Source organism: Fictibacillus sp. 18YEL24, from assembly GCF_015903855.1.
Taxonomy (GTDB): domain Bacteria; phylum Bacillota; class Bacilli; order Bacillales; family Fictibacillaceae; genus Fictibacillus; species Fictibacillus phosphorivorans_C.
This window is the reverse complement of the sequence record NZ_JACZDT010000005.1, coordinates 277,325-296,209: the sequence shown is the minus strand read 5'-3', so window position 1 is coordinate 296,209 and position 18,885 is coordinate 277,325. Positions and strand designations below refer to the sequence as shown.

22 protein-coding genes and 1 tRNA gene are annotated in these 18,885 nt (G+C 38.4%); 17 read left to right on the top strand and 6 right to left on the bottom strand.

Annotated elements, in window-relative coordinates; genetic code table 11:
• The first annotated feature begins 6 nt into the window (after positions 1-6).
• Positions 7-300, top strand: a complete 294-nt coding sequence (locus tag HU823_RS16845; RefSeq protein WP_197222751.1) for a phage holin — start codon at positions 7-9, stop codon at positions 298-300.
• Between the two features lie 33 nt (positions 301-333).
• Here HU823_RS16845 and HU823_RS16840 read toward each other — a convergent pair whose 3' ends face one another.
• The 3 genes from HU823_RS16840 to HU823_RS16830 all read right to left on the bottom strand — a co-directional run bounded on the left by HU823_RS16840 (position 334) and on the right by HU823_RS16830 (position 2,414).
• Positions 334-1,485, bottom strand: a complete 1,152-nt coding sequence (locus tag HU823_RS16840) for a helix-turn-helix domain-containing protein (protein ID WP_197222750.1) — start codon at positions 1,483-1,485, stop codon at positions 334-336.
• Positions 1,475-2,137, bottom strand: a complete 663-nt coding sequence (locus HU823_RS16835; protein ID WP_197222749.1) for a hypothetical protein — start codon at positions 2,135-2,137, stop codon at positions 1,475-1,477. The genes HU823_RS16840 and HU823_RS16835 overlap by 11 nt, the downstream gene beginning before the upstream one ends.
• Before the next feature lie 64 nt (positions 2,138-2,201).
• The gene (locus tag HU823_RS16830; RefSeq protein ID WP_197222748.1) at positions 2,202-2,414 is read right to left on the bottom strand and encodes a hypothetical protein; all 213 of its coding nucleotides are present in this window, start codon (positions 2,412-2,414) and stop codon (positions 2,202-2,204) included.
• A gap of 104 nt (positions 2,415-2,518) precedes the next feature.
• On the opposite strand from HU823_RS16830, the gene HU823_RS16825 reads away from it, so the two are divergent.
• Together HU823_RS16825 and HU823_RS16820 are read left to right on the top strand one after the other, a co-directional pair.
• The gene (locus tag HU823_RS16825; protein WP_197222747.1) at positions 2,519-2,728 is read left to right on the top strand and encodes a hypothetical protein; all 210 of its coding nucleotides are present in this window, start codon (positions 2,519-2,521) and stop codon (positions 2,726-2,728) included.
• Between the two features lie 12 nt (positions 2,729-2,740).
• Positions 2,741-3,007, top strand: coding sequence for a transcriptional regulator (locus HU823_RS16820; RefSeq protein WP_197222746.1), 267 nt, complete (start codon positions 2,741-2,743; stop codon positions 3,005-3,007).
• A gap of 11 nt (positions 3,008-3,018) precedes the next feature.
• Here HU823_RS16820 and HU823_RS16815 read toward each other — a convergent pair whose 3' ends face one another.
• Positions 3,019-3,228 carry a helix-turn-helix transcriptional regulator gene (locus tag HU823_RS16815; protein ID WP_231607512.1) on the bottom strand — a complete coding sequence of 70 codons (210 nt, stop codon included), beginning with the start codon at positions 3,226-3,228 and terminating at the stop codon, positions 3,019-3,021.
• Between the two features lie 293 nt (positions 3,229-3,521).
• Here HU823_RS16815 and HU823_RS16810 point away from each other — a divergent pair, with 293 nt between their 5' ends.
• The 5 genes from HU823_RS16810 (at position 3,522) to HU823_RS16790 (ending at position 7,090) form a co-directional block, all read left to right on the top strand.
• The gene (locus tag HU823_RS16810; protein ID WP_197222745.1) at positions 3,522-4,820 is read left to right on the top strand and encodes an FtsK/SpoIIIE domain-containing protein; all 1,299 of its coding nucleotides are present in this window, start codon (positions 3,522-3,524) and stop codon (positions 4,818-4,820) included.
• On the top strand, positions 4,765-5,346 hold the full coding sequence (locus tag HU823_RS16805) for a replication-relaxation family protein (protein WP_197222744.1): 582 nt from the start codon (positions 4,765-4,767) through the stop codon (positions 5,344-5,346). Before HU823_RS16810 ends, HU823_RS16805 begins: the two co-directional genes overlap by 56 nt.
• 14 nt (positions 5,347-5,360) lie before the next feature.
• Positions 5,361-5,849, top strand: a complete 489-nt coding sequence (locus tag HU823_RS16800; protein WP_197222743.1) for a hypothetical protein — start codon at positions 5,361-5,363, stop codon at positions 5,847-5,849.
• 206 nt (positions 5,850-6,055) lie between these two features.
• Positions 6,056-6,520 (top strand): Panacea domain-containing protein, encoded by a 465-nt coding sequence (locus tag HU823_RS16795; RefSeq protein WP_197222742.1) that lies wholly within the window; start codon positions 6,056-6,058, stop codon positions 6,518-6,520.
• A gap of 3 nt (positions 6,521-6,523) precedes the next feature.
• Complete coding sequence (locus HU823_RS16790; protein ID WP_197222741.1) at positions 6,524-7,090, top strand: hypothetical protein; 567 nt, start codon at positions 6,524-6,526, stop codon at positions 7,088-7,090.
• Positions 7,091-7,235: 145 nt separating this feature from the next.
• On the opposite strand, the gene HU823_RS16785 is transcribed toward HU823_RS16790, so the two are convergent.
• Positions 7,236-7,311, bottom strand: a tRNA-Ala gene (locus HU823_RS16785).
• Positions 7,312-7,685: 374 nt separating this feature from the next.
• On the opposite strand from HU823_RS16785, the gene nagZ reads away from it, so the two are divergent.
• The 9 genes from nagZ (at position 7,686) to nagE (ending at position 18,658) form a co-directional block, all read left to right on the top strand.
• Positions 7,686-9,764, top strand: coding sequence for a beta-N-acetylhexosaminidase (gene nagZ, locus HU823_RS16780; protein ID WP_197222740.1), 2,079 nt, complete (start codon positions 7,686-7,688; stop codon positions 9,762-9,764).
• A 17-nt stretch (positions 9,765-9,781) separates the two neighbouring features.
• Positions 9,782-11,035 (top strand): exo-beta-N-acetylmuramidase NamZ family protein, encoded by a 1,254-nt coding sequence (locus tag HU823_RS16775; RefSeq protein WP_197222739.1) that lies wholly within the window; start codon positions 9,782-9,784, stop codon positions 11,033-11,035.
• A gap of 122 nt (positions 11,036-11,157) precedes the next feature.
• Positions 11,158-12,345, top strand: coding sequence for an N-acetylglucosamine-6-phosphate deacetylase (gene nagA / locus HU823_RS16770; RefSeq protein ID WP_197222738.1), 1,188 nt, complete (start codon positions 11,158-11,160; stop codon positions 12,343-12,345).
• Positions 12,342-13,061 (top strand): glucosamine-6-phosphate deaminase, encoded by a 720-nt coding sequence (gene nagB / locus HU823_RS16765; protein WP_197222737.1) that lies wholly within the window; start codon positions 12,342-12,344, stop codon positions 13,059-13,061. The genes nagA and nagB overlap by 4 nt, the downstream gene beginning before the upstream one ends.
• Positions 13,062-13,069: 8 nt before the next feature.
• Positions 13,070-13,789, top strand: coding sequence for a GntR family transcriptional regulator (locus tag HU823_RS16760; protein WP_197222736.1), 720 nt, complete (start codon positions 13,070-13,072; stop codon positions 13,787-13,789).
• A 52-nt stretch (positions 13,790-13,841) separates the two neighbouring features.
• Entirely contained in the window at positions 13,842-15,215 is a 1,374-nt protein-coding gene (locus HU823_RS16755; protein ID WP_066397092.1) for a PTS transporter subunit EIIC, read from the top strand.
• Between the two features lie 20 nt (positions 15,216-15,235).
• Positions 15,236-16,294 carry a DUF871 domain-containing protein gene (locus HU823_RS16750; RefSeq protein WP_186320454.1) on the top strand — a complete coding sequence of 353 codons (1,059 nt, stop codon included), beginning with the start codon at positions 15,236-15,238 and terminating at the stop codon, positions 16,292-16,294.
• 37 nt (positions 16,295-16,331) lie between these two features.
• Positions 16,332-17,237: an N-acetylmuramic acid 6-phosphate etherase gene (murQ, locus tag HU823_RS16745; protein WP_197222735.1), complete on the top strand. Its 906-nt coding sequence runs from the start codon at positions 16,332-16,334 to the stop codon at positions 17,235-17,237.
• 14 nt (positions 17,238-17,251) lie between these two features.
• Entirely contained in the window at positions 17,252-18,658 is a 1,407-nt protein-coding gene (gene nagE, locus HU823_RS16740; RefSeq protein ID WP_197222734.1) for an N-acetylglucosamine-specific PTS transporter subunit IIBC, read from the top strand.
• Between the two features lie 52 nt (positions 18,659-18,710).
• Here nagE and HU823_RS16735 read toward each other — a convergent pair whose 3' ends face one another.
• Positions 18,711-18,881, bottom strand: coding sequence for a YjcZ family sporulation protein (locus HU823_RS16735; RefSeq protein ID WP_144698432.1), 171 nt, complete (start codon positions 18,879-18,881; stop codon positions 18,711-18,713).
• Positions 18,882-18,885 lie beyond the last annotated feature (4 nt).

Below are 18,885 nucleotides of genomic sequence, written 5' to 3'. Positions count from 1 at the left end.
AATGTGATGATAAACTGGAAAATTCGTTTTAAAAATAAAATTTGGGTAGCCAGTCTTTTATCTCAAACTGCTATTCTTGTTCAAGCTATCATTGCAGGATTATTTACACTGGGAGTTATTCCCGTTGATTTGACTCTTGTTGACCTGTGGGTGAAAGTGCTGCTTGGAATTGGCAACACAGTCTTAGTTTACTTGTCTTTCCTTGGCATCGTCCAAGATCCAACTGTTGAAGGAATAGGAGATAGTCAGCGATCCTTGCAAAGGAAAGAACCATTAAAAGAAGAATTAGACGAACGATAAGTAAAAGCCCTTCTCTTAGGAGAGGGGCTTTGTTTATTTAAACGTTAATTTAACTACATTTGTATTTTCTTTTTCTTCTAACAAAAAGAAGGGATCTAAGTTAGCCAATTCCTCAATCTCTTCTCTTAGGAAACCAATTTCATAAATTAAATCTTGCTTTGTTTTTACATTATTCTCGATTATTAGCTCTATCGCTTGTCTCAAAGCAGCGGGTTTTTCAAGAGGTAATACATCGTCTAGAGGTTCTTTTGTTCTCATATTATTATAAGCCATTTTTTTTCGTAAATACTGTACTTGATATTCACTAAGAATATCTAATTGTTCGGCTCTATACAGCATGGCTGCTATTGAAACATTCCATCTTTCTTTCAGGCTGATAAAATGTTCAAGAGAGTTTGAGTATACCTCTTGAGCAAATGTTGGTTCTGGCAATAAAAATGCAGAAGCAAATCGATTTGCCTCTTTTTCAATTTGGGTATAATTATCTTTCTTATTAAACTCACTTTTATCTAAATTGGCATGCAAAACCAGATGCCCAAGTTCATGTGCTAAATCAAATCTAGTTCTACAAGCAGAACTAGTTTGATTCCCTAATAGTATATAAGGGCGCTCTAATCTTTTCCATTTGGAACATGCATCAATTTTAATGTCAGATAAATTAGTCTTAGAGATAATAATACCTTGCTTCTCTAGAAGGAGAAGTACATTTGAAATGGGTCCATTACCTAAACCCCATCTCTTTCTTAAATCCATTGCTAATTCATCTATTTCTTCAAAATTAATAGGACTATATTTATTATCGTCAATATATCGGGGTAAAGTAAGTTTAGGGAAATCTAATATTTCCTCTAGATACTTATGGATATCAGATAACCAATTAATTCTGTAAGAATGAATTTTTTTTGATTTTACAGTTGCTGCTGCACGACTTCTGAAAAAAACAACCTCTTCAGTTAAGGAAGAAGTTGGCTTTAAGAAGAAAGATAATGGTAGTTCTAAAGCATTTGTTATTTTTTCTAGAATTTCAGATGTAGGAACATTCTTTCCTTTTTCATATTTCGACACTGCTTGATGTGATATTTCCAAAAATTCTGCTAGTTCCATAAGTGTCAAACCTCTGGCCTCGCGACCTTCTTTTAATCTTTCAGGAACAAAGCTGGAAAATTTCGCTTTGTTAAGTTCCACTTTCTTGCACTCCTTGCACAAATTTTTTAAAGCTTACTAATTTCTCCTCGGTTATTACTTCTTCTTTGATTCTATCACTCTCTGGGGTTGTAATAACATGAGGCTCATTCATTAAATTAATGCGATCTATCCAGCTTCCATTCTTATTTGGTATACCCAAATTAATAAATCTAGGTGTTAACCCACCGTAACCATGAGTTAGTAGTAGATGAATAGGTTGATCTGAAACTTTCTCATCTTTATTTTCAAAATTAAATAAAAGTTGATCAGCATTCTGATAATATTTTCTAAAAAAGGCTGGTCGGGCAATTTTTTTAGAACTCATAACTTGGCTTATTGTAATAACGGCGTTATCAGTAACAAGTTCTAGATGTTTTGAAGTTTTTTTAGAGTTAGTTCCAATACGGGTGCGAATATTGACCTGTCCCTGATCGACAGCTCTTTTAATTAGAAATTGAATTGCTATAGGGCGGAGGTATCCAGAGTGTCTAAGTCCTATTTCCCAATTTAGAAATGGTGAATTTTTTATCGAATCATTAACAAGGAGGTAGCTTTCTTTTATTATTGGCACTAATTTTGCTCTTGTATGTAATGGGACCTCTTGGTTGATAAAGTCAATACAATTAATAGGAACTAATACATCATTTTTCAAACATCCATCTCTCCCTTTTCCTCTTTGCAACCATTTTACCCAAAAACATAAAATTTTGCAACCGTTAATAGTTTTTATGTTTACCAGTATAATCCCAATATCCAGTGTTAACCTTTTTCAGCTGTTCTCTCATGTAATTTTTCAGATCCTCTTCCATCTCATCACCTTCGATTTCATCCGTGTTAAATGTAATCATCCTCGTCTTGTGGAAATCCATAACTGTTACTTTTCTGCTTTCTGTCTTACCTTTTACCGTAAACATAATGCCATATCTCATATAAACACCCCTTTTGGAAATAATTATATACGAATATACGTTCGATTTGTACTAGATTTTAGAACAAACGTTCGGTATAATTGGAACAAAGGGAGGATGACAGTATGAAAAGCTTCTTATCAAGATGTCATTTGAATAAGATACCTGTTGAAATTATGTACATCTCTAATAATGGCCAAGTTAGTCAACGCACCGTTTCGATCAAAGCTATAAATGAAACAACATTAAAAGCCTACTGTCATCTGAGAAAAACTCAACGAGTGTTTAAGTTAGATAATATACTATCCGTTAACTACAAAAAGGCTGCAGGCTAAAGGGGACTGAAGATGAAAAGAATAACCAGGGCACAACTTAACGTATTTGATGCGATCGTTACGAACATTAGGCGTAGAAACTATGCTCCTTCTATAGAAGAAATCCTTACGGTATCCGGTCATAAGTCAAAAAGTACAGTTCATAGGCATTTACTAATATTGAAATCAGCTGGTTATATTCAGTGGGAAGAAGGAAGGACCAGAACATTAAAAGTGATTAAAGCAGTTTCAGAAGAAGATCGCGAAAGACTTACAATTAAATTTGAATATGCATATTAAGAACCCACTTTTTATTCGGTGGGTTCTTTTTTTATCCATATTTCCTCTATAGGCTTCCCAACTATTTCAGCAATTTTAAATGCAACTGGTAAAGTTGGGAGTGTTTTGCCCCGAATAATTAAACTCAGAGTACCTTCGCTAATACTTGCCTTTTGAGCAATGAATCTTTGCTTAATTCCGTTTTCCTTAAGCAATTTATTTAAAATACACTCCAAATGCATTCCCATCACCCTCCTACTTACTCAATTCTTCAAAAAAAATACTTGTCCTTTAAATTTATCTTTTTATGTACAGGCAAGTGACAAGCTCAGCACCCATATCCTTTACTATTCGCGAACAAACTTCTTGATAAATTACCCACTTGTCATAGTAATCGAGAAACTTGTCTATATGCATCGTTAACCGTTTTAGTGTCAATTTAAAATGTTCTCGATTGCTTAACTTATTCTCTCTGAAGAATACCTAAAACGGTGGTGCTGCGTTCTTTCAAAAATGTAAAAAGGAGTTGTTGCTCATGTTCTTTGAAATTGCTTCTTCCCTTCTATTTGGTTCGATTGCCGTTTATGCCAAAACAAAAGGGTCAGGTGGAGGCAGCATGGGAATGAATGAAGGGCAAAAAATACAGCGGATCTTTTCAAACACTGGATTGAATGTAAAGGAGGGAGATAAGATTTTGACGGCGCAGCTGGTACGCAATAGAAAGAGAAGTTGGGGGCGGGAACTGGTTTTCAGGATTCCCCTAGGACGATCCTTTGAGGATTATCAAAACAAGATGCACGCCATTCAGGATGGATTAAATACCAAGAAACGAACAAAAACAATTGATTGGAAGGCGGTTAAACAAATGGATATTAAAAACATCATTAAACTTGAAAAGGCTCATCAAAAAGAGGTTGAAATGTCCTATGACGGAATGTTAAAAATCAAGATCTTCAACCAGCCCATGCCGGATAAGAAACTTTATTCAGACATTGATCTTCTACAAAGCAGCGACTGGAAGGTTCCGATAGGAGCAACACGAACCGAAACAATCTTTCATGACTTTGATCAAATTTATAACATGCTTGTAGGCGGAGCTGTCGGCGGAGGAAAATCTTCATTTTTAGATATGTTGATTGGTCATCTACTAATCACTCAGCCGGAAAACGTGAAGCTTACATTGATCGATTTGAAAGGCGGTGTGGAGTTTAGCCGTTTCAAGGATTGCAAACAGGTTGTAGGTTATGCGGAACAACCATTAGAGGCAAAAGACGCACTTAATGCTGTTGTAGTGGAAATGAAACGTATACTAACAACTTTAAAAGAGAAAAAAGCAAGAAACGTGATTGAAGCAGGTATACAAGAACGCCACTTTATTATCATTGATGAGATCGGAGAACTGGCCAGCCATAAAGAAGTGGATAAAGAAACAAAGAAATTCAAAGAAGAATGTGAATATCTACTATCTAATATTGCCCGTTTAGGCAGGGCACAAGGAATAAGAATAATTGTAGCTACTCAGCACCCTACAGCGGATGTTGTGCCAATACAGGTTAAAAGAAACTGTGATGCAAGGCTTTGCTATAGGGTAGATGGCACTAGCGCTTCAATGGTTGTGTTGGATAGTCCTGGTGCTGAATGTCTTCCGGTTATTCGTGGAAGGGCAATTTATAAAAACGGAGCGAATAAATTCACCTTACAAACCCCATGGTTGAATGATAGGGAAATGGAGGGAGTCATCCAGGTGAATATAAAACCAAGACAGGAGGTTCTAGAAGATGAACCAACGGCAACAGGGGATTTTGCTCTCTTTGAAAACACTCCACTTTCTTAACCGCGATCAGATAATGATATTACATTCACTAAGTAGTTCAAGGAACACCAATAGAGTTCTTTCTGATATGAAACAATATCTTTCAGCAATAAAAGAAGGAAAAGAAACAATCTACTATCTTTCCAAAGAAGGGCGTGAAATGGTCGGGTGTGAACGGATCCGCAAGAAAACGCCTCAAGTGCAACACTTTATTATGAGGAACCAGTTCTACATCTTTGCGCATTGCCCTAACGAATGGAAGATTGAACAGAAGATTGGTGGTCAGATTGTTTGTGATGCAGCGTTTAAGCAAAGTGGAAAGTGGCACTTTCTTGAAGTGGATAACAATGCAACCATGACGGCCAACAAGAAGAAAATCGAAAAGTATAAGAAGTTGTATGAAAGTAAAATTTTCCAAAATCACGAAGATTACGGTTACTTCCCTCTGCTGTTATGGGTGACTACAAACGATTATCGACAAAAGAAGTTACTGGAACTATGCCGGGAAATTCCGTCCAACGTGTTCACGATTGACGATATTAAATAGGGGAGTTGTTCATCATGTTCAGACATAAGAAAATTGAAAGAGTTGGAACAATTTCAGAATTTATGCAGAGAAAACACAATTTTTCGGAACTGAAAGTGAAGGATTATAGCAAATATAAAGCAGTTGCTACTGGTGCACTGGTTCCGCTCATTTTTGCACCAAAAGCATTTGCAGCGGAATCCATTAATCAATGCGGTCAGGTGCTAGCAGTTTCATCGACAACTGCAGCGGTACCAGTAAATGCAGTAACAGATAAGGTAATGGGGGATGTCATAAGTGCATTTGCTCATTTATTCGATCCTCTTATCGATCTAATGATTGCAATTTCATTCCCTGTCGCTTCAGCTATGATCGTATGGAAAATATTCTGTGGCTTCTTTAAAGATCAGGGAGAAATTTGGGAGGGTATAGGTAAAGTATCAATCGTTTACTTACTTGTACAGATGTCTCCAATATTTATCAAAATTTTAAAAAGTTTGGGTACCCTTGCAGTTGGAATATAGCAGCATTTATTAATCTTGCCCTCTCCACTTTATGGAGGGGCTTTATTTTTTCATTTTTTGTAAGCGCTTTCGATTATTTATGTTTATTTTGGTTATAATATGATTTATTATGTACTTATACGATTATCCGTGTATAAATCCGGGGAAATAGGTATAAAGGTGATATATACGGTTTAACTTGAATTACATATGAGGGGGGAAACTAAATGGCATATAATTTGCAAGATGTCGTTAACTGGTTCCTTGCTAAAGAATCAATGACTCCGAAAAAACTTCAAAAAATTTTATACTATGCATACTCTTGGACACTAACTATGGAAAATGACGATGTATCAGAGTTAGAGAATAAACTATTTAATGAAAAGTTCGAAGCGTGGGTACATGGACCAGTTCTAAGGGAAGTATATGATCAATTTAGGGAATATGGTTATCAAGAAATTCCTAAGTTTGAAGGTCCTTTAACTACATTTTCAGATGATATTGAGGGAATTCTGGAAGAAGTTTGGGAAGATTATGGTCATTATACCGGTAATGAATTAGAATCAATTACTCATCAAGAGGATCCATGGATTAACGCAAGAAATGGTTATTCTGCTTTAGAGAGATGTAATGTAGAATTAAAAGATGAAGATATTTTTAACTATTATATTCAACGAGTGGAGTTTGTCTAGCTCATGGTAAAGGGAAAAAGTCGAAAGAGAATAAAAAAAGATTCTGGACCATCACCTAAAAAAGCTCTTCAAAGGGGAACTGAACCTAACCAGTCAGATTCCCCTTTAACTTTTGATTTCTCTAATAAAAATTGGCTAATGGGTGTTTCTCAAGGGAGATTTACAAATAAATTAAGTGATGAATCAATGTATGCTGCGTATTTAACTGAAATTTTTCATAAACTTATTCCTAATATTCAACAAAATTGGCTTGAGATTATTCGTACTCCAGGTAGAGGATCATGGAGGCACTGTCATCAAGTAGATAATGAGAAAATTGATTTAGTGCTTGCAATTACAGAGCAAATTCACGGCCATCAGTTTAGAACTGAAAAAACTGCAGGTCCTTCTCTTTGGCAGTTTGGAGTAACGCAAAATATTAGACTTTTTGCAATTCATGATTATACAAATAATCATTTAGTTCCACTATTTGTTGATTATCATCATTTAGTTCATCCAAATAAAAACTTTAACCAACCTGATTATGAAAGATATTCATTTTGTCCAATAAGCGTTTACATGTCAAGTTAAAAATAACCACCATTATAGGTGGTTTTTTGATTGGAAAAATTGATTTCGGCGACAATTCGGCGACAAGAGGTATATCGTTGTTAAAAAAGAAAATTAAACAAAAAAGAAAAACCCTTGTATATCAAGGGTTTTTAACGTTTATGTATGGTGGAGACTAGCGGGATCGAACCGCTGACCTTTTGGCTGCCAGCCAAACGCTCTCCCAGCTGAGCTAAGCCCCCAAAAAATACTGACATAAAAAAGTATATAATTATTCTGAAAATGGAGCAAGTGATTTTTGGATAAATCTGCATACCCTCTTTCTAAACTTCAAATAATAATTAAGATATATAACTACTTATGATCATTTGAAAAATGTCATCTAAAATTTAAACCACTTAAACATCCTAATTCTCCTCTGAAAGGACAATCTCACACAAGGATATAAGTCTTTTTTACCTTAAAAGTATTTTTAATAAAACTGGTATAGACAACTAGTCCTAGTAGCTTAAAGGACTTAAGTTCTGTTTTGTCCTCTTACGACAGGAACTGCTTTTTTTCTACCGAAAAGTGACAAAGAAAGAAAGCGCTACCAAATTTTAAGGAGGTTAGTAATATGAAAACATCAATAAACATTCGGTATGTTCTTTTGATTGCCCTATTGATCGTTCCTATGTTTGCTGGAGTTGGGAAGGCTGAAGGTGTTTCAGCCAAACATAAAAGAAATGAAGGCTTAATGATCGCTCAAAATATGCCCCAACTAGATAAGGAAATTAACGGGGATACAGTAGATCTAGCAGCATTGTTAACAAGTAAAGATGGAACGTATGTAGAAGTGACAAAGCATTTAATATGGAAGTCACTGAATAAAAAAGTAGCTTCAGTGAACCATGATGGTCTTGTAAGTTTAAGCGGTAAGAATGGTACAACAATGATTATAGTAACAGATGGTAAATCGCTCGACAAAATCGGAATCCGTGTTAAACACGGAAAGGCTGAATTTTTAAAACAAAAAAATCCTAAATATGACGTGATCACAAAAGCGATAAAGTCTATGACTGTCAAAGAAAAGATAGGACAAATGTTGATGCCAGATTTCCGTAATTGGAAAGGGCAACCTGTAACGGAAATGAACGATGAGATTAGAGAACTTGTAAAAAAATATCACCTTGGTGGCGTTATTCTATTTAGGGAAAATGTAGTAACGACAGAGCAGACAGTAAGGTTAGTAGATGAATATAAAAAAGCAAATGAAGATTATGGTTTATTGGTATCAATCGACCAAGAAGGTGGAATTGTGACACGTTTGCAGAGTGGTACCGATTTCCCAGGAAATATGGCGCTTGGTGCCACAAGATCAACGGAGATGGCGGAATCTGTCGGACATGCTATCGGTTCAGAGCTTCATTCACTAGGAATTAATATGAACTTAGCACCGGCTTTAGATGTAAATAACAATCCTGACAACCCTGTTATTGGTGTTCGTTCATTTGGTGAAGATCCACAGTTAGTAGCTGATTTAGGAACGGCCTATATTAAAGGATTGCAAGATTCAGGTATGGCTGCAACGGCTAAGCACTTCCCAGGTCATGGAGACACAGCAGTAGATTCTCATTTGGGTCTGCCTTCTGTTCCTCATGAAAAGGAGAGACTCCTAGAAGTTGAGCTATATCCTTTCCAGCAAGCGATCAATAACAATATTGATGCCATATTAACAGCTCACGTTACATTTCCTAAGATTGATCCAACAACTGTTATTTCTAAAAAAGATGGAACAAAAATCAATCTTCCAGCCACATTGTCCTATGAAGTATTAACGAATTTGGTGCGAAAAGAAATGGGCTTTAAAGGCGTTATTTCTACAGATGCACTAAATATGAAAGCTATAGTAGATCACTTTGGTCCAGTTGATACTGCTATTCGTGCAGTAAATGCTGGAACAGATATCGTACTCATGCCAGTGGGATTAGAAGAAGTCGCAAATGGACTGTATGAGGCAGTGGATAATGGTGAAATTACAGAAAAAAGATTGAATCAATCGGTTGATCGTCTATTGACGTTAAAAGCGAATCGCGGGATTTACAAACAAGTAAGCGAAACACCAATAGAAGAGAAAATTGAACACGCAGAAGAAGTTGTTGGCAAACAAGAGCATAAGGCTTTAGAGAATGAGGTAGCAAAAAAATCAATAACACTTGTAAAGAACGAAAACCTTTTACCTGTTAACAAAAACGAAGTCGATTCTGTAGTTGTTATTGGTAATACCTATATCGAAAACCTTCAACAAGCGTTAGCTGCTCACCACTCATCGGTAGAGTTGATCAAAGCAGATAAACCTTTAAGTGCTGAACAACTGCAAAAAGTAAAAGATGCCGATCTTGTTGTGCTAGGAACTCATACGTCTACCGTTTCTGGGCGACTACCGTCGTCTCCACAGATGCAGATGGTCAACCAAGTTATTGATGCAGCACCGGGTAAAACAACTGCTGTAGGTATTAGAAATCCGTATGATATTATGGCGTTTCCTGAAGTTTCAGCTTATCTTGCACAATATAGCTTCAGAGATGCTAGCTTTAGAGCGGCAGCAGAAACGATTTTTGGAATGAATGATCCTTCAGGCAAGCTGCCAGTTACGATCTATGAAGATGGTTTAGAACAGATTCTATATCCGTTTGGTCATGGCGAAAGCTACTAATAGGGGGAGAATAAACAATGAGAAAATGGGGAATTTTTTTAACGATATTGATGTTGTTTTCTTTTATGTTGCCAGGTGCTCAAGCTTCGAATCAGAATGGTTTTGATCATAAGAAAAGATTTAAGACCGGACTAGAACAATTGTTGAATCATGATATGAGGGTGTTAAAGGGTAAAAAGGTAGGATTAATCACGAACCCGACTGGAGTAGATCGTAACTTGAATAGCATCGTGGATGTTTTATACAACCACCCCGATATAGAGCTAAAAGCTTTGTATGGACCTGAACACGGAGTAAGGGGAAGTGCTCAAGCTGGAGAATATGTTGAATTCTACAATGATCCAAAAACGGGTCTGCCGGTCTATAGCTTGTATGGAGCAACAAAAAAACCAACCCCTGAGATGCTTGAAGGAATTGATGTTTTGGTTTTTGATATTCAAGATGTAGGTACTCGTTTTTATACGTATATTTACACGATGGCTTATGCGATGGAAGCTGCAGAAGAGAACAATATACCATTTGTCGTACTAGATCGTCCGAATCCACTAGGAGGCAAAGAAGTAGAAGGGCCAGTATTAGATCCTGCTTATTCTTCATTTGTTGGTCTTTATCCTATTCCATTGAAACATGGAATGACTGTAGGAGAACTGGCGAAATTATTCAACAAAGAGTTTGATATTGATGCTGATTTAAAAGTGGTTGAAATGAAAGGATGGAAGAGATCCTGGAGCTATGAAGACAGTGGGCTTGAATGGGTGTTGCCTTCTCCTAACATGCCAACAAAGGATACGGCACTTGTTTATCCAGGAAGTGCATTGATTGAAGGAACGAATGTGTCGGAAGGTCGAGGAACGACTAAGCCTTTTGAGTTGATCGGTGCTCCATTTATTAACGGAGATCAATTAGCTGAGAAACTGAACAAGGAAGCTTTGCCTGGTGTTACATTTAGAGCTGCCTCTTTCATTCCTGCTTCATCTAAGCATGCAGGAAAGCTATCTCATGGAGTAGAGATTCACGTAAAAGATGAAAAGTTATTTCAACCTGTATTAACTGGAATCACGCTTGTGAAAGCTATTCATGATCTTTATCCGAATGACTTTGCATTCAGAGCAGAAGACAGTAGAGGCATTTCTTTCTTCGACCTATTAACCGGAAACGGATGGGTTCGAGAGTATATTGAATCAGGGCGTACTGTAGATGAAATCGTTTCTCGATACGATCAAGAACTTCAGGATTTTAAGGATGTAAGAAAAAAATATTTGTTGTATTAAGTGTGAGAAAGAGCTAAGGCGGTTTCTTAAAGCCTTAGCTTTTTATTTGAATTTTCTGACTGGTATAGACAACTAGTCATAAGAGTGGTAGGCTAGGCATAAAGTGATAAAGGGGAGTGGACATGAAACCTAACATTTTACTTGTTGGAAACTTAATCGACGAAAAAGGACAGCTCGTTCATAACGGATATTTGTGGATTAAAGACGATAAGATCCATCATGTTGACACAACAGATCCGCTCTCAACGGATGAAGATGTTATTAGGTATAACTTACCTAAAGGAAGTATCATCCTCCCTGGCATGATCGATATTCATATTCATGGTGCTGCGGGAGCAGACTTTATGGACGGAACGCAAGAAGCACTAGAGATTATTGCAAAACATCTCCCAGCAGAAGGAACGACATCCTTTTTAGCAACAACGATGACTGAAGAAACGACTGTTATTCATACAGCACTGAATACTGCGGCAAACTTCATAAAACGATCTCGAAGTTCAGCTGCTGAAATGCTCGGTATCCACCTGGAGGGGCCATTTATTTCTCCAAAACGAGCAGGTGCACAGCCTGCGTCTTTTATTCAGGAGCCTGACGTAAACCTATTTGAAAAATTTCAAAAAAGTGCAGAGGATCAAATAAAACTCGTTACGTTAGCACCTGAAAGGGATGGTGGACGTGAGCTTACAAAGTACTTATCTTCACAAGATGTGATCGCTTCGATCGGTCATAGTGATAGTTCTTTTTTAGAAGTAAAAGATGGGATTGAAGCAGGTATTTCTCACGTCACACACTTATTTAATGGTATGCGTGGGATGCATCATAGAGATCCAGGAGTTGCAGGTGCTGCTCTCTTACAGGATGAATTAAAGGTTGAGATGATAGTGGACGGCGTTCATGCGAGCGCTGAGATGATTAGACTAGCCTATCATTCTACTGGTTCAGAACGAACTATTTTAATTACGGATTCGATGAGAGCAAAAGGTCTAGGAGAAGGCACTTATACACTTGGTGGTCAGCAGGTATCTGTAAAAGCTGATGAAGCTAGATTAATTGACGGAACACTAGCAGGAAGTATCCTGCCGATGAACATCGCTGTAAAAAACATGATGGATTATACGCATTGCTCGTGGTCAGATATTGTGAAAATGACAAGTGAGAATGCTGCAAAAGAACTGCAGATCTTTGAAAAAAAGGGAAGTCTTTCTGTCGGTAAAGACGCAGATATTACGGTGTTGACTGAGGAATGCGATGTGCTTATGACATTTTGTCGAGGCGAGCTTGTGTATCATCGAAAGGGGGAACGAGTTTGAGATTGATCAGGGTTTCCGACGAAGAAGAGCTTAGTAGATTGGCTGCTGAATATGTGTTTTCGAAAATAAAGAGTTCAGAAAAAATTGTGCTTGGTCTTGCTACAGGGAGGACACCTTTAGGCATGTACCGACACCTTTCAAAATATAGTAAAGAGTATAAGCAGTCCTATTCACACGTGCACACTGTTAACCTTGACGAATATGTCGGTTCCAGAGCTTATCATGATTATATGCAACAAAACTTTTTTGACCATATCGGAATCCATAAGAATCAAACTCATCTCCCAGATGGTATCGCCGTAGACCTTGAGAAAGAATGCAAGCGATATGAAGAAGTGATCATACAACTGGGTGGTATCGATCTTCAGGTGCTCGGTATCGGACAGAACGGACATATCGGTTTTAATGAACCTGGTACAGATTTTAGTTCACGCACGCATGTAGTCGAGTTAACAGAGTCCACATTAAGCGCGAACGCTAAATATTTTACACATGAGAAACAGCCGCGAAGAGCAATTACGATGGGAATTGGCACGATCCTTGAGAGTAAAGAAATTCTGCTTCTTGCTTCTGGTGAAAAAAAAGCGAGAGCATTAAGAGAACTATTCCAAGGTACCATGAATTCTGATATACCTGCGACAGTTCTTAATCATCATCCTAACGTTACTGTGTTAGCTGACGAAGGTGCAAGGAGTCTTTTAGAAGAGGAGAGTTAAGTATTTTTATGATTGATAAAACATCACCAATGCCACTTTACTTTCAGATTGAAGAAGCGATTAAACAAAAGATTGATAAGGGTGAGTGGGAATCTGAAACCATGATACCTTCTGAAAGAGAGTTTGCTGAGAACTATGAAGTAAGCCGCATGACAGTACGGCAGGCTATCAATAATCTTGTGAATGATGGCTACTTAACCCGCCGAAAAGGGAAAGGAACATTTGTTTCTGCAAAGAAAATAGAGCAGAAGCTTCTAGGTCTTACAAGTTTTACAGAAGACATGAAGTCACGAGGCTATAAACCTGCATCTAGACTCATTTCTTTCCAAAAAACAACGGCTGAAAACAGAGTAGCAAAAGCGCTTGAGATCGAAGAGGATCAAGAAATTTATGAGATTAAACGTGTTCGGCTTGCAAATGACATTCCGATGGCGTTCGAGACTACTTATGTTCCCGTTGATCTTCTTGAATTAAACGAATCACACATAAAACAAGGGTCTTTGTATTCTGAAGTTGAGAATGCAGGCTTTGTTATAGATTATGCGACACAAAGTTTAGAAGCGTCCATTTCGCGTGAAGCAGAAAGCGAGATACTTGAGATTACAAAAGGTGCAGCAGTCCTTCTTATTAAAAGACAAACCTATTTAACAACAGGAAGGCCACTTGAACTTGTTCAGTCGGTGTATCGAGGCGATCGCTACAAATTTATGATCGATATGAAACGCTGATCATAAGCGTTTTATATAAAAATGAAAGCGTTTACTAAAAGGGGGAAGAAGCATGGGGAAAGAGCAGCAAATGGCTCATGGTATCATCGAAAAACTTGGAGGTTCTTCAAACATCCAATCGTTGATGCACTGTATGACTAGAATTCGGGTTAATCTACACGATCCGTCAAAGGCGGATCTCAAAGGTCTTAAAGAAGTAGATGGTGTGTTGGGAGTCGTTGAAGATGATACACTGCAGATCATTGTCGGACCTGGCATTGTCAATCGCGTCACTCTTGCGATGAGTGAAGAGACAGGTATGAACATTCAATCTCTTGATGAGACGGACCCAATGGACCTTGAACAGATGGCAAGAATGAATAAGGATGCCATCAACAAAAAGAATGCAACTCCTTTTAAACAGTTTTTACGCAAGATCGCTAGCATCTTTATACCGCTGATTCCTGCAATCGTGGCGTCTGGTTTGATTGCTGGAATGTCAAACGTAGCTGTAAGAATGGGTGCTGACCCAGAATCTTCAATTATGCAGATGCTTAGCTTAATTGGATGGGGTGTTTTTAGTTATCTAGCTGTATTCGTAGGTATCAATACTGCCAAGGAATTTGGTGGAACCCCAGCATTGGGTGGTGCAGCAGGTATCTTACTGATTAACCCGGGCCTTGCGAATATTACCCTCTTTGGAGATCCACTTGTAGTAGGACGTGGTGGATTGATTGGTGTAATGCTTGCCGCGGTTTTAATCGCCTTTTTGGAAAAACGTATTAGAAAATTTGTACACCCTTCAATTGATATTATAGTTACGCCAACATTAGCATTATTAATTACAGGTTTTGCTACGCTATTTGTTCTTCAGCCAGTAGGCGGGTTTTTGTCGGATTTAATTACTAAAGGATTGTTGAATTTAATTGATATTGGCGGTATTTTCTCTGGACTTATCTTAGCAGGAACATTCCTACCGTTGGTTGTAACAGGATTGCATCAAGGGTTAACTCCAGTACACATGGAGCTAATTAACACGATCGGTGATGATCCGTTATTACCGATTCTAGCAATGGGTGGAGCAGGGCAAGTTGGTGCTGCCTTTGCAATCTACTTTAAGACAAAGAACCAGCGTCTTCGTAAAGTTATTAAAGGTGGATTACCTGTAGGTATGCTTGGAATTGGTGAACCGCTAATCTTTGGTGTTACCCTTCCGCTCGGGCGACCTTTCTTGACAGCATGTCTAGGAGCTGCAGTTGGTGGAGCGTTCCAAGCATTCTATGAAGTTGCTACGATTGCCATCGGTGTGTCAGGGATTCCACTCGTGTTTCTTGTAAACGCAAATGAAATGGTCCTCTATCTAGTAGGTTTAGTAATTGCTTATTTCTTCGGATTCTTATTCACATGGACGTTTGGATTTAAAGAGAGTATGGCAAAAGACATCTAACGAATTTAGGAGTGAACGGTTTGTGTTATGGGATTTCAATCTATCTGAGTGAATCAGACACTTTTAATAAAAACTGGATGGAGAAAGCCGCTAAGAGCGGATTTCAATACATCTTTACTTCTCTTCATATACCTGAAGAGAAGGACGTGGATTACGTTAAGCAAGTTAAATGGTTAGGAAATACCGCTCAAGAGTTTCATATGGAAGTAATGGCAGATGTTTCACCAGCTTCTCTAGAGCGGTTGGGTTTATCATTCTCTGAACTGCCTTCCTTAAAAGAATGGGGCATTTCGGGCATCAGGATGGATTATGGGTTTACGGCCAAGCAGATCGCTTGGCTGTCTCACCATCTTAAAATTGGTTTAAACGCAAGTACCATTGATGAAGAACAGCTTAAGAAGTTGATGGATGAGGGACTTCAACCGAATCAAACAGAGGCTTGGCACAACTTTTATCCAAAGCCGTTTACCGGCATATCAAAGCAATCTCTTTATGAGAGAAATGTTCTGTTTCATCGGTATGGAATTAAAACGATGGCATTTATTCAAGGTGATGAACAATTACGCGGCCCTCTTCATTTAGGACTTCCTACAATTGAGAATCACAGACATGTTTCTCCGGCACTTGCTGCATTGGAACTTCAAGAAATGAATACGGACAAAATCTGTGTAGGAGATTTAAACCTGACGAACAAAACTTTACAAGAACTAAAGTATTTAATGGAAGGTACAGTCCCTCTTTATGTTGACTTTAACAAAGGATATGAGACATTCAACAACATGGTTCATTCAAATAGAATGGATGCTGCAGAATATGTGATCCGGTCCGTTGAGTCACGACATCAGCCTTCTCATTTTCAACAGGAAGCTCATGGGTTAGAGGTATTTAATGAAGGAACAATAACGGTTGAAAACGAGTTATATGGCAGATATGCGGGTGAACTTCAGATTTGTTTAAAAGATATACCGGCTGATGCAAAAACGAATGTAGCAGGTCAGATCAAAAAAGAGAGCTTGTCACTGTTGAAGAAAGTTGGATGTGGCAAAAGATTTGTGCTGTTGAATTCAGAAGTGAAATAAAAATTTGTTAACTATTAACCACTTAAAGGAGATCAAGATGGACTTAACCAAATTGGGCACAGAAAAAAGAAATCCTGACACGTTAACTATTGATGAACTTACAACTTTAGAAGTGATCCAAAAAATACACGAAGCCGATCTGGGAGTAGCCAGTTGTATTACTCCTGTTTTAAAAGAAATCAGTTCTGTCGTTGAAAAGGTAGTTACAGCTTTTGAAAATGAAGGTCGATTGATCTATATTGGTGCTGGAACAAGTGGACGGTTAGGCGTTTTGGATGCATCAGAGTGCCCTCCCACATACGGCACAGATCCAAGTTTAGTAGTTGGGGTCATTGCAGGCGGGGATTATGCCCTTCAGCATGCAATTGAGGGAGCGGAAGATGATGCAGAGCTAGGTGAATCCGATCTTAAAGCTTTAAAAATAACTGAACGAGATGTTGTTGTTGCTATTGCGGCTTCTGGCAGAACGCCATATTGCTTAGGTGCGATGAAATACGCAAAAACAAAAGGGGCATTAACAGCAGCTCTTGTGTGTTCTTTAGATTCACCGATGGAGAAGCTTGCGGATATTAGCATTCCTGTTGTTACGGGGCCAGAAGTGGTCACTGGCTCAACTAGAATGAAAGCCGGTACTGCTCAAAAACTTGTATTGAACATGATCAGTACAGCCAGCATGGTGAGATGGGGTAAGGTGTACAGCAATCTCATGGTCGATGTTCAACCAACAAATGAGAAATTAGTTCAGCGTGCCAAAAATATTATTATCGAAGCTTCTGGTGCAACAGAGGAAGAAGCGGAAATGGCTTTGCAAGAACAAGGCGGCAATACAAAGGCTGCGATTTTTCAGCTTGTTACAGGTGTCGCTCCAAACGAAGCAAAATTGCAACTAGATCAGCATAATGGAAAGTTAAAAGAAGCGATACGTAATTTCACTCAAAAGTGAGAGGGGTAGGTACTATGTTAGGTTTCTTACAGCGGATCGGTCGTGCGCTCATGCTTCCGATCGCAGTTCTTCCTGCAGCTGGACTTTTGCTACGTTTTGGTCAAGACGATTTATTAGATATACCATTCTTAGTGGCATCAGGTAATGCGATTTTTGGTCATCTAGCGTTATTATTTGCGATAGGTGTCGCGGTAGGACTCTCGAGAGATGGAAGTGGAGCTGCTGGACTTGCAGGAGCAATCGGTTACTTCGTACTAACAGAAGGAGCAAAAACATTTGCAGAAGTAAACCTGGATTATGACGGGAAATTTGATATGTCTGTCTTAGGAGGTATTCTAGCAGGGGTCATAGCTGGACTTTTATATAATAAATTTTATAATACGAAACTGCCAGAATGGCTTTCCTTCTTTGGAGGTAAACGATTTGTTCCCATTGTAACGGCTGGAACCATGGTACTTCTAGCGCTTGTTTTCGGATTTATATGGCCATACCTTCAGATGGGATTAGAAAACGTTGGTACTTGGATTACAAGTGCCGGTGCGATAGGTGCAGGCATATTTGGTTTCTTTAACCGCTTATTACTTCCACTCGGACTTCATCATGTACTCAACAGCTTCTTATGGTTTGTATTTGGTGAATTTACAGGTGAAAATGGGAAGGTCGTTACGGGTGATCTATGGAGATTCTTTGCTGAAGATCCTAAGGCAGGCTTTTATATGGCTGGATTTTTCCCTGTAATGATGTTCGGACTGCCGGCAGCTTGTTTAGCCATGATTCATACAGCAAAAAAACATCGTAAGAAGGCAGTAGCAGGAATGCTAGGCAGTCTGGCTCTTACATCTTTTGTTACGGGAATTACAGAACCAATCGAATTTGCGTTCATGTTCCTATCTCCTTTACTGTATGTGATCCATGCTGTATTAACCGCTGTTTCGATGTCGGTGGCAGTATTACTAGATATCCATCATGGGTTCACGTTTTCTGCTGGAGCGATTGATTATTTCTTAAACATCGGAATCTCGCAGAATGGTTGGTTGTTACTTCCGATGGGTGCAGTATATTTTGTTTTATACTATGGAATATTCCGTTATCTGATTGTGAAACTGAACTTGAAAACACCAGGCAGAGAAGATGAAGATGCTATTGTATCAGAAGCTGCAGCTACTACTACAGCGAATGAAAAGTATGAAAGGGCTGCATCAGCTTATTTGAGTGCCCTCGGAGGAAAAGATAATATCGTGCTGCTAGAAAACTGTATTACTAGATTAAGAGTTCAGATTAAAGACTTGTCAGAGGTTGATGAAGAAGCGCTTAAAAAAGCAGGATCAAAAGGTCTGATCAAGCTTAATAATCAAAATATACAGGTCGTTGTAGGATCTGAGGTTGAACCGATCGCAGATTATATGAGAGATAAGCTATAAAGCTATAAAAAAGACCACCATCTTCTTAAAGAAAATGGTGGTCACTTCTTTATTACACGTTCCAATAACCACTTACTGGTACGTTTGCTGCGTATCCATAGGAACATGGGTAAGCATAAACACAGCAGTTTCCATTAAACGAGACGGCTCCGACAATAATGAGCAGCACGAATAGTACCACGTAAAGCGTAAAGCTATCAGAACAGTACTTTCTCGACGACATATTT

Excerpts from the sequence above, each read along its gene's own strand:
- HU823_RS16845 (WP_197222751.1), top strand. The coding sequence starts at position 7 with ATGATAAACTGGAAAATTCGTTTTAAAAATAAAATTTGGGTAGCCAGT.
- HU823_RS16830 (WP_197222748.1), bottom strand. The coding sequence starts at position 2,414 with ATGAGATATGGCATTATGTTTACGGTAAAAGGTAAGACAGAAAGCAGA.
- HU823_RS16825 (WP_197222747.1), top strand. The coding sequence starts at position 2,519 with ATGAAAAGCTTCTTATCAAGATGTCATTTGAATAAGATACCTGTTGAA.
- HU823_RS16820 (WP_197222746.1), top strand. The coding sequence starts at position 2,741 with ATGAAAAGAATAACCAGGGCACAACTTAACGTATTTGATGCGATCGTT.
- HU823_RS16815 (WP_231607512.1), bottom strand. The coding sequence starts at position 3,228 with ATGCATTTGGAGTGTATTTTAAATAAATTGCTTAAGGAAAACGGAATT.
- HU823_RS16810 (WP_197222745.1), top strand. The coding sequence starts at position 3,522 with ATGTTCTTTGAAATTGCTTCTTCCCTTCTATTTGGTTCGATTGCCGTT.
- HU823_RS16805 (WP_197222744.1), top strand. The coding sequence starts at position 4,765 with ATGAACCAACGGCAACAGGGGATTTTGCTCTCTTTGAAAACACTCCAC.
- HU823_RS16800 (WP_197222743.1), top strand. The coding sequence starts at position 5,361 with ATGTTCAGACATAAGAAAATTGAAAGAGTTGGAACAATTTCAGAATTT.
- HU823_RS16795 (WP_197222742.1), top strand. The coding sequence starts at position 6,056 with ATGGCATATAATTTGCAAGATGTCGTTAACTGGTTCCTTGCTAAAGAA.
- HU823_RS16790 (WP_197222741.1), top strand. The coding sequence starts at position 6,524 with ATGGTAAAGGGAAAAAGTCGAAAGAGAATAAAAAAAGATTCTGGACCA.
- nagZ (WP_197222740.1), top strand. The coding sequence starts at position 7,686 with ATGAAAACATCAATAAACATTCGGTATGTTCTTTTGATTGCCCTATTG.
- HU823_RS16775 (WP_197222739.1), top strand. The coding sequence starts at position 9,782 with ATGAGAAAATGGGGAATTTTTTTAACGATATTGATGTTGTTTTCTTTT.
- nagA (WP_197222738.1), top strand. The coding sequence starts at position 11,158 with ATGAAACCTAACATTTTACTTGTTGGAAACTTAATCGACGAAAAAGGA.
- HU823_RS16760 (WP_197222736.1), top strand. The coding sequence starts at position 13,070 with ATGATTGATAAAACATCACCAATGCCACTTTACTTTCAGATTGAAGAA.
- HU823_RS16755 (WP_066397092.1), top strand. The coding sequence starts at position 13,842 with ATGGGGAAAGAGCAGCAAATGGCTCATGGTATCATCGAAAAACTTGGA.
- murQ (WP_197222735.1), top strand. The coding sequence starts at position 16,332 with ATGGACTTAACCAAATTGGGCACAGAAAAAAGAAATCCTGACACGTTA.
- nagE (WP_197222734.1), top strand. The coding sequence starts at position 17,252 with ATGTTAGGTTTCTTACAGCGGATCGGTCGTGCGCTCATGCTTCCGATC.
- HU823_RS16735 (WP_144698432.1), bottom strand. The coding sequence starts at position 18,881 with ATGTCGTCGAGAAAGTACTGTTCTGATAGCTTTACGCTTTACGTGGTA.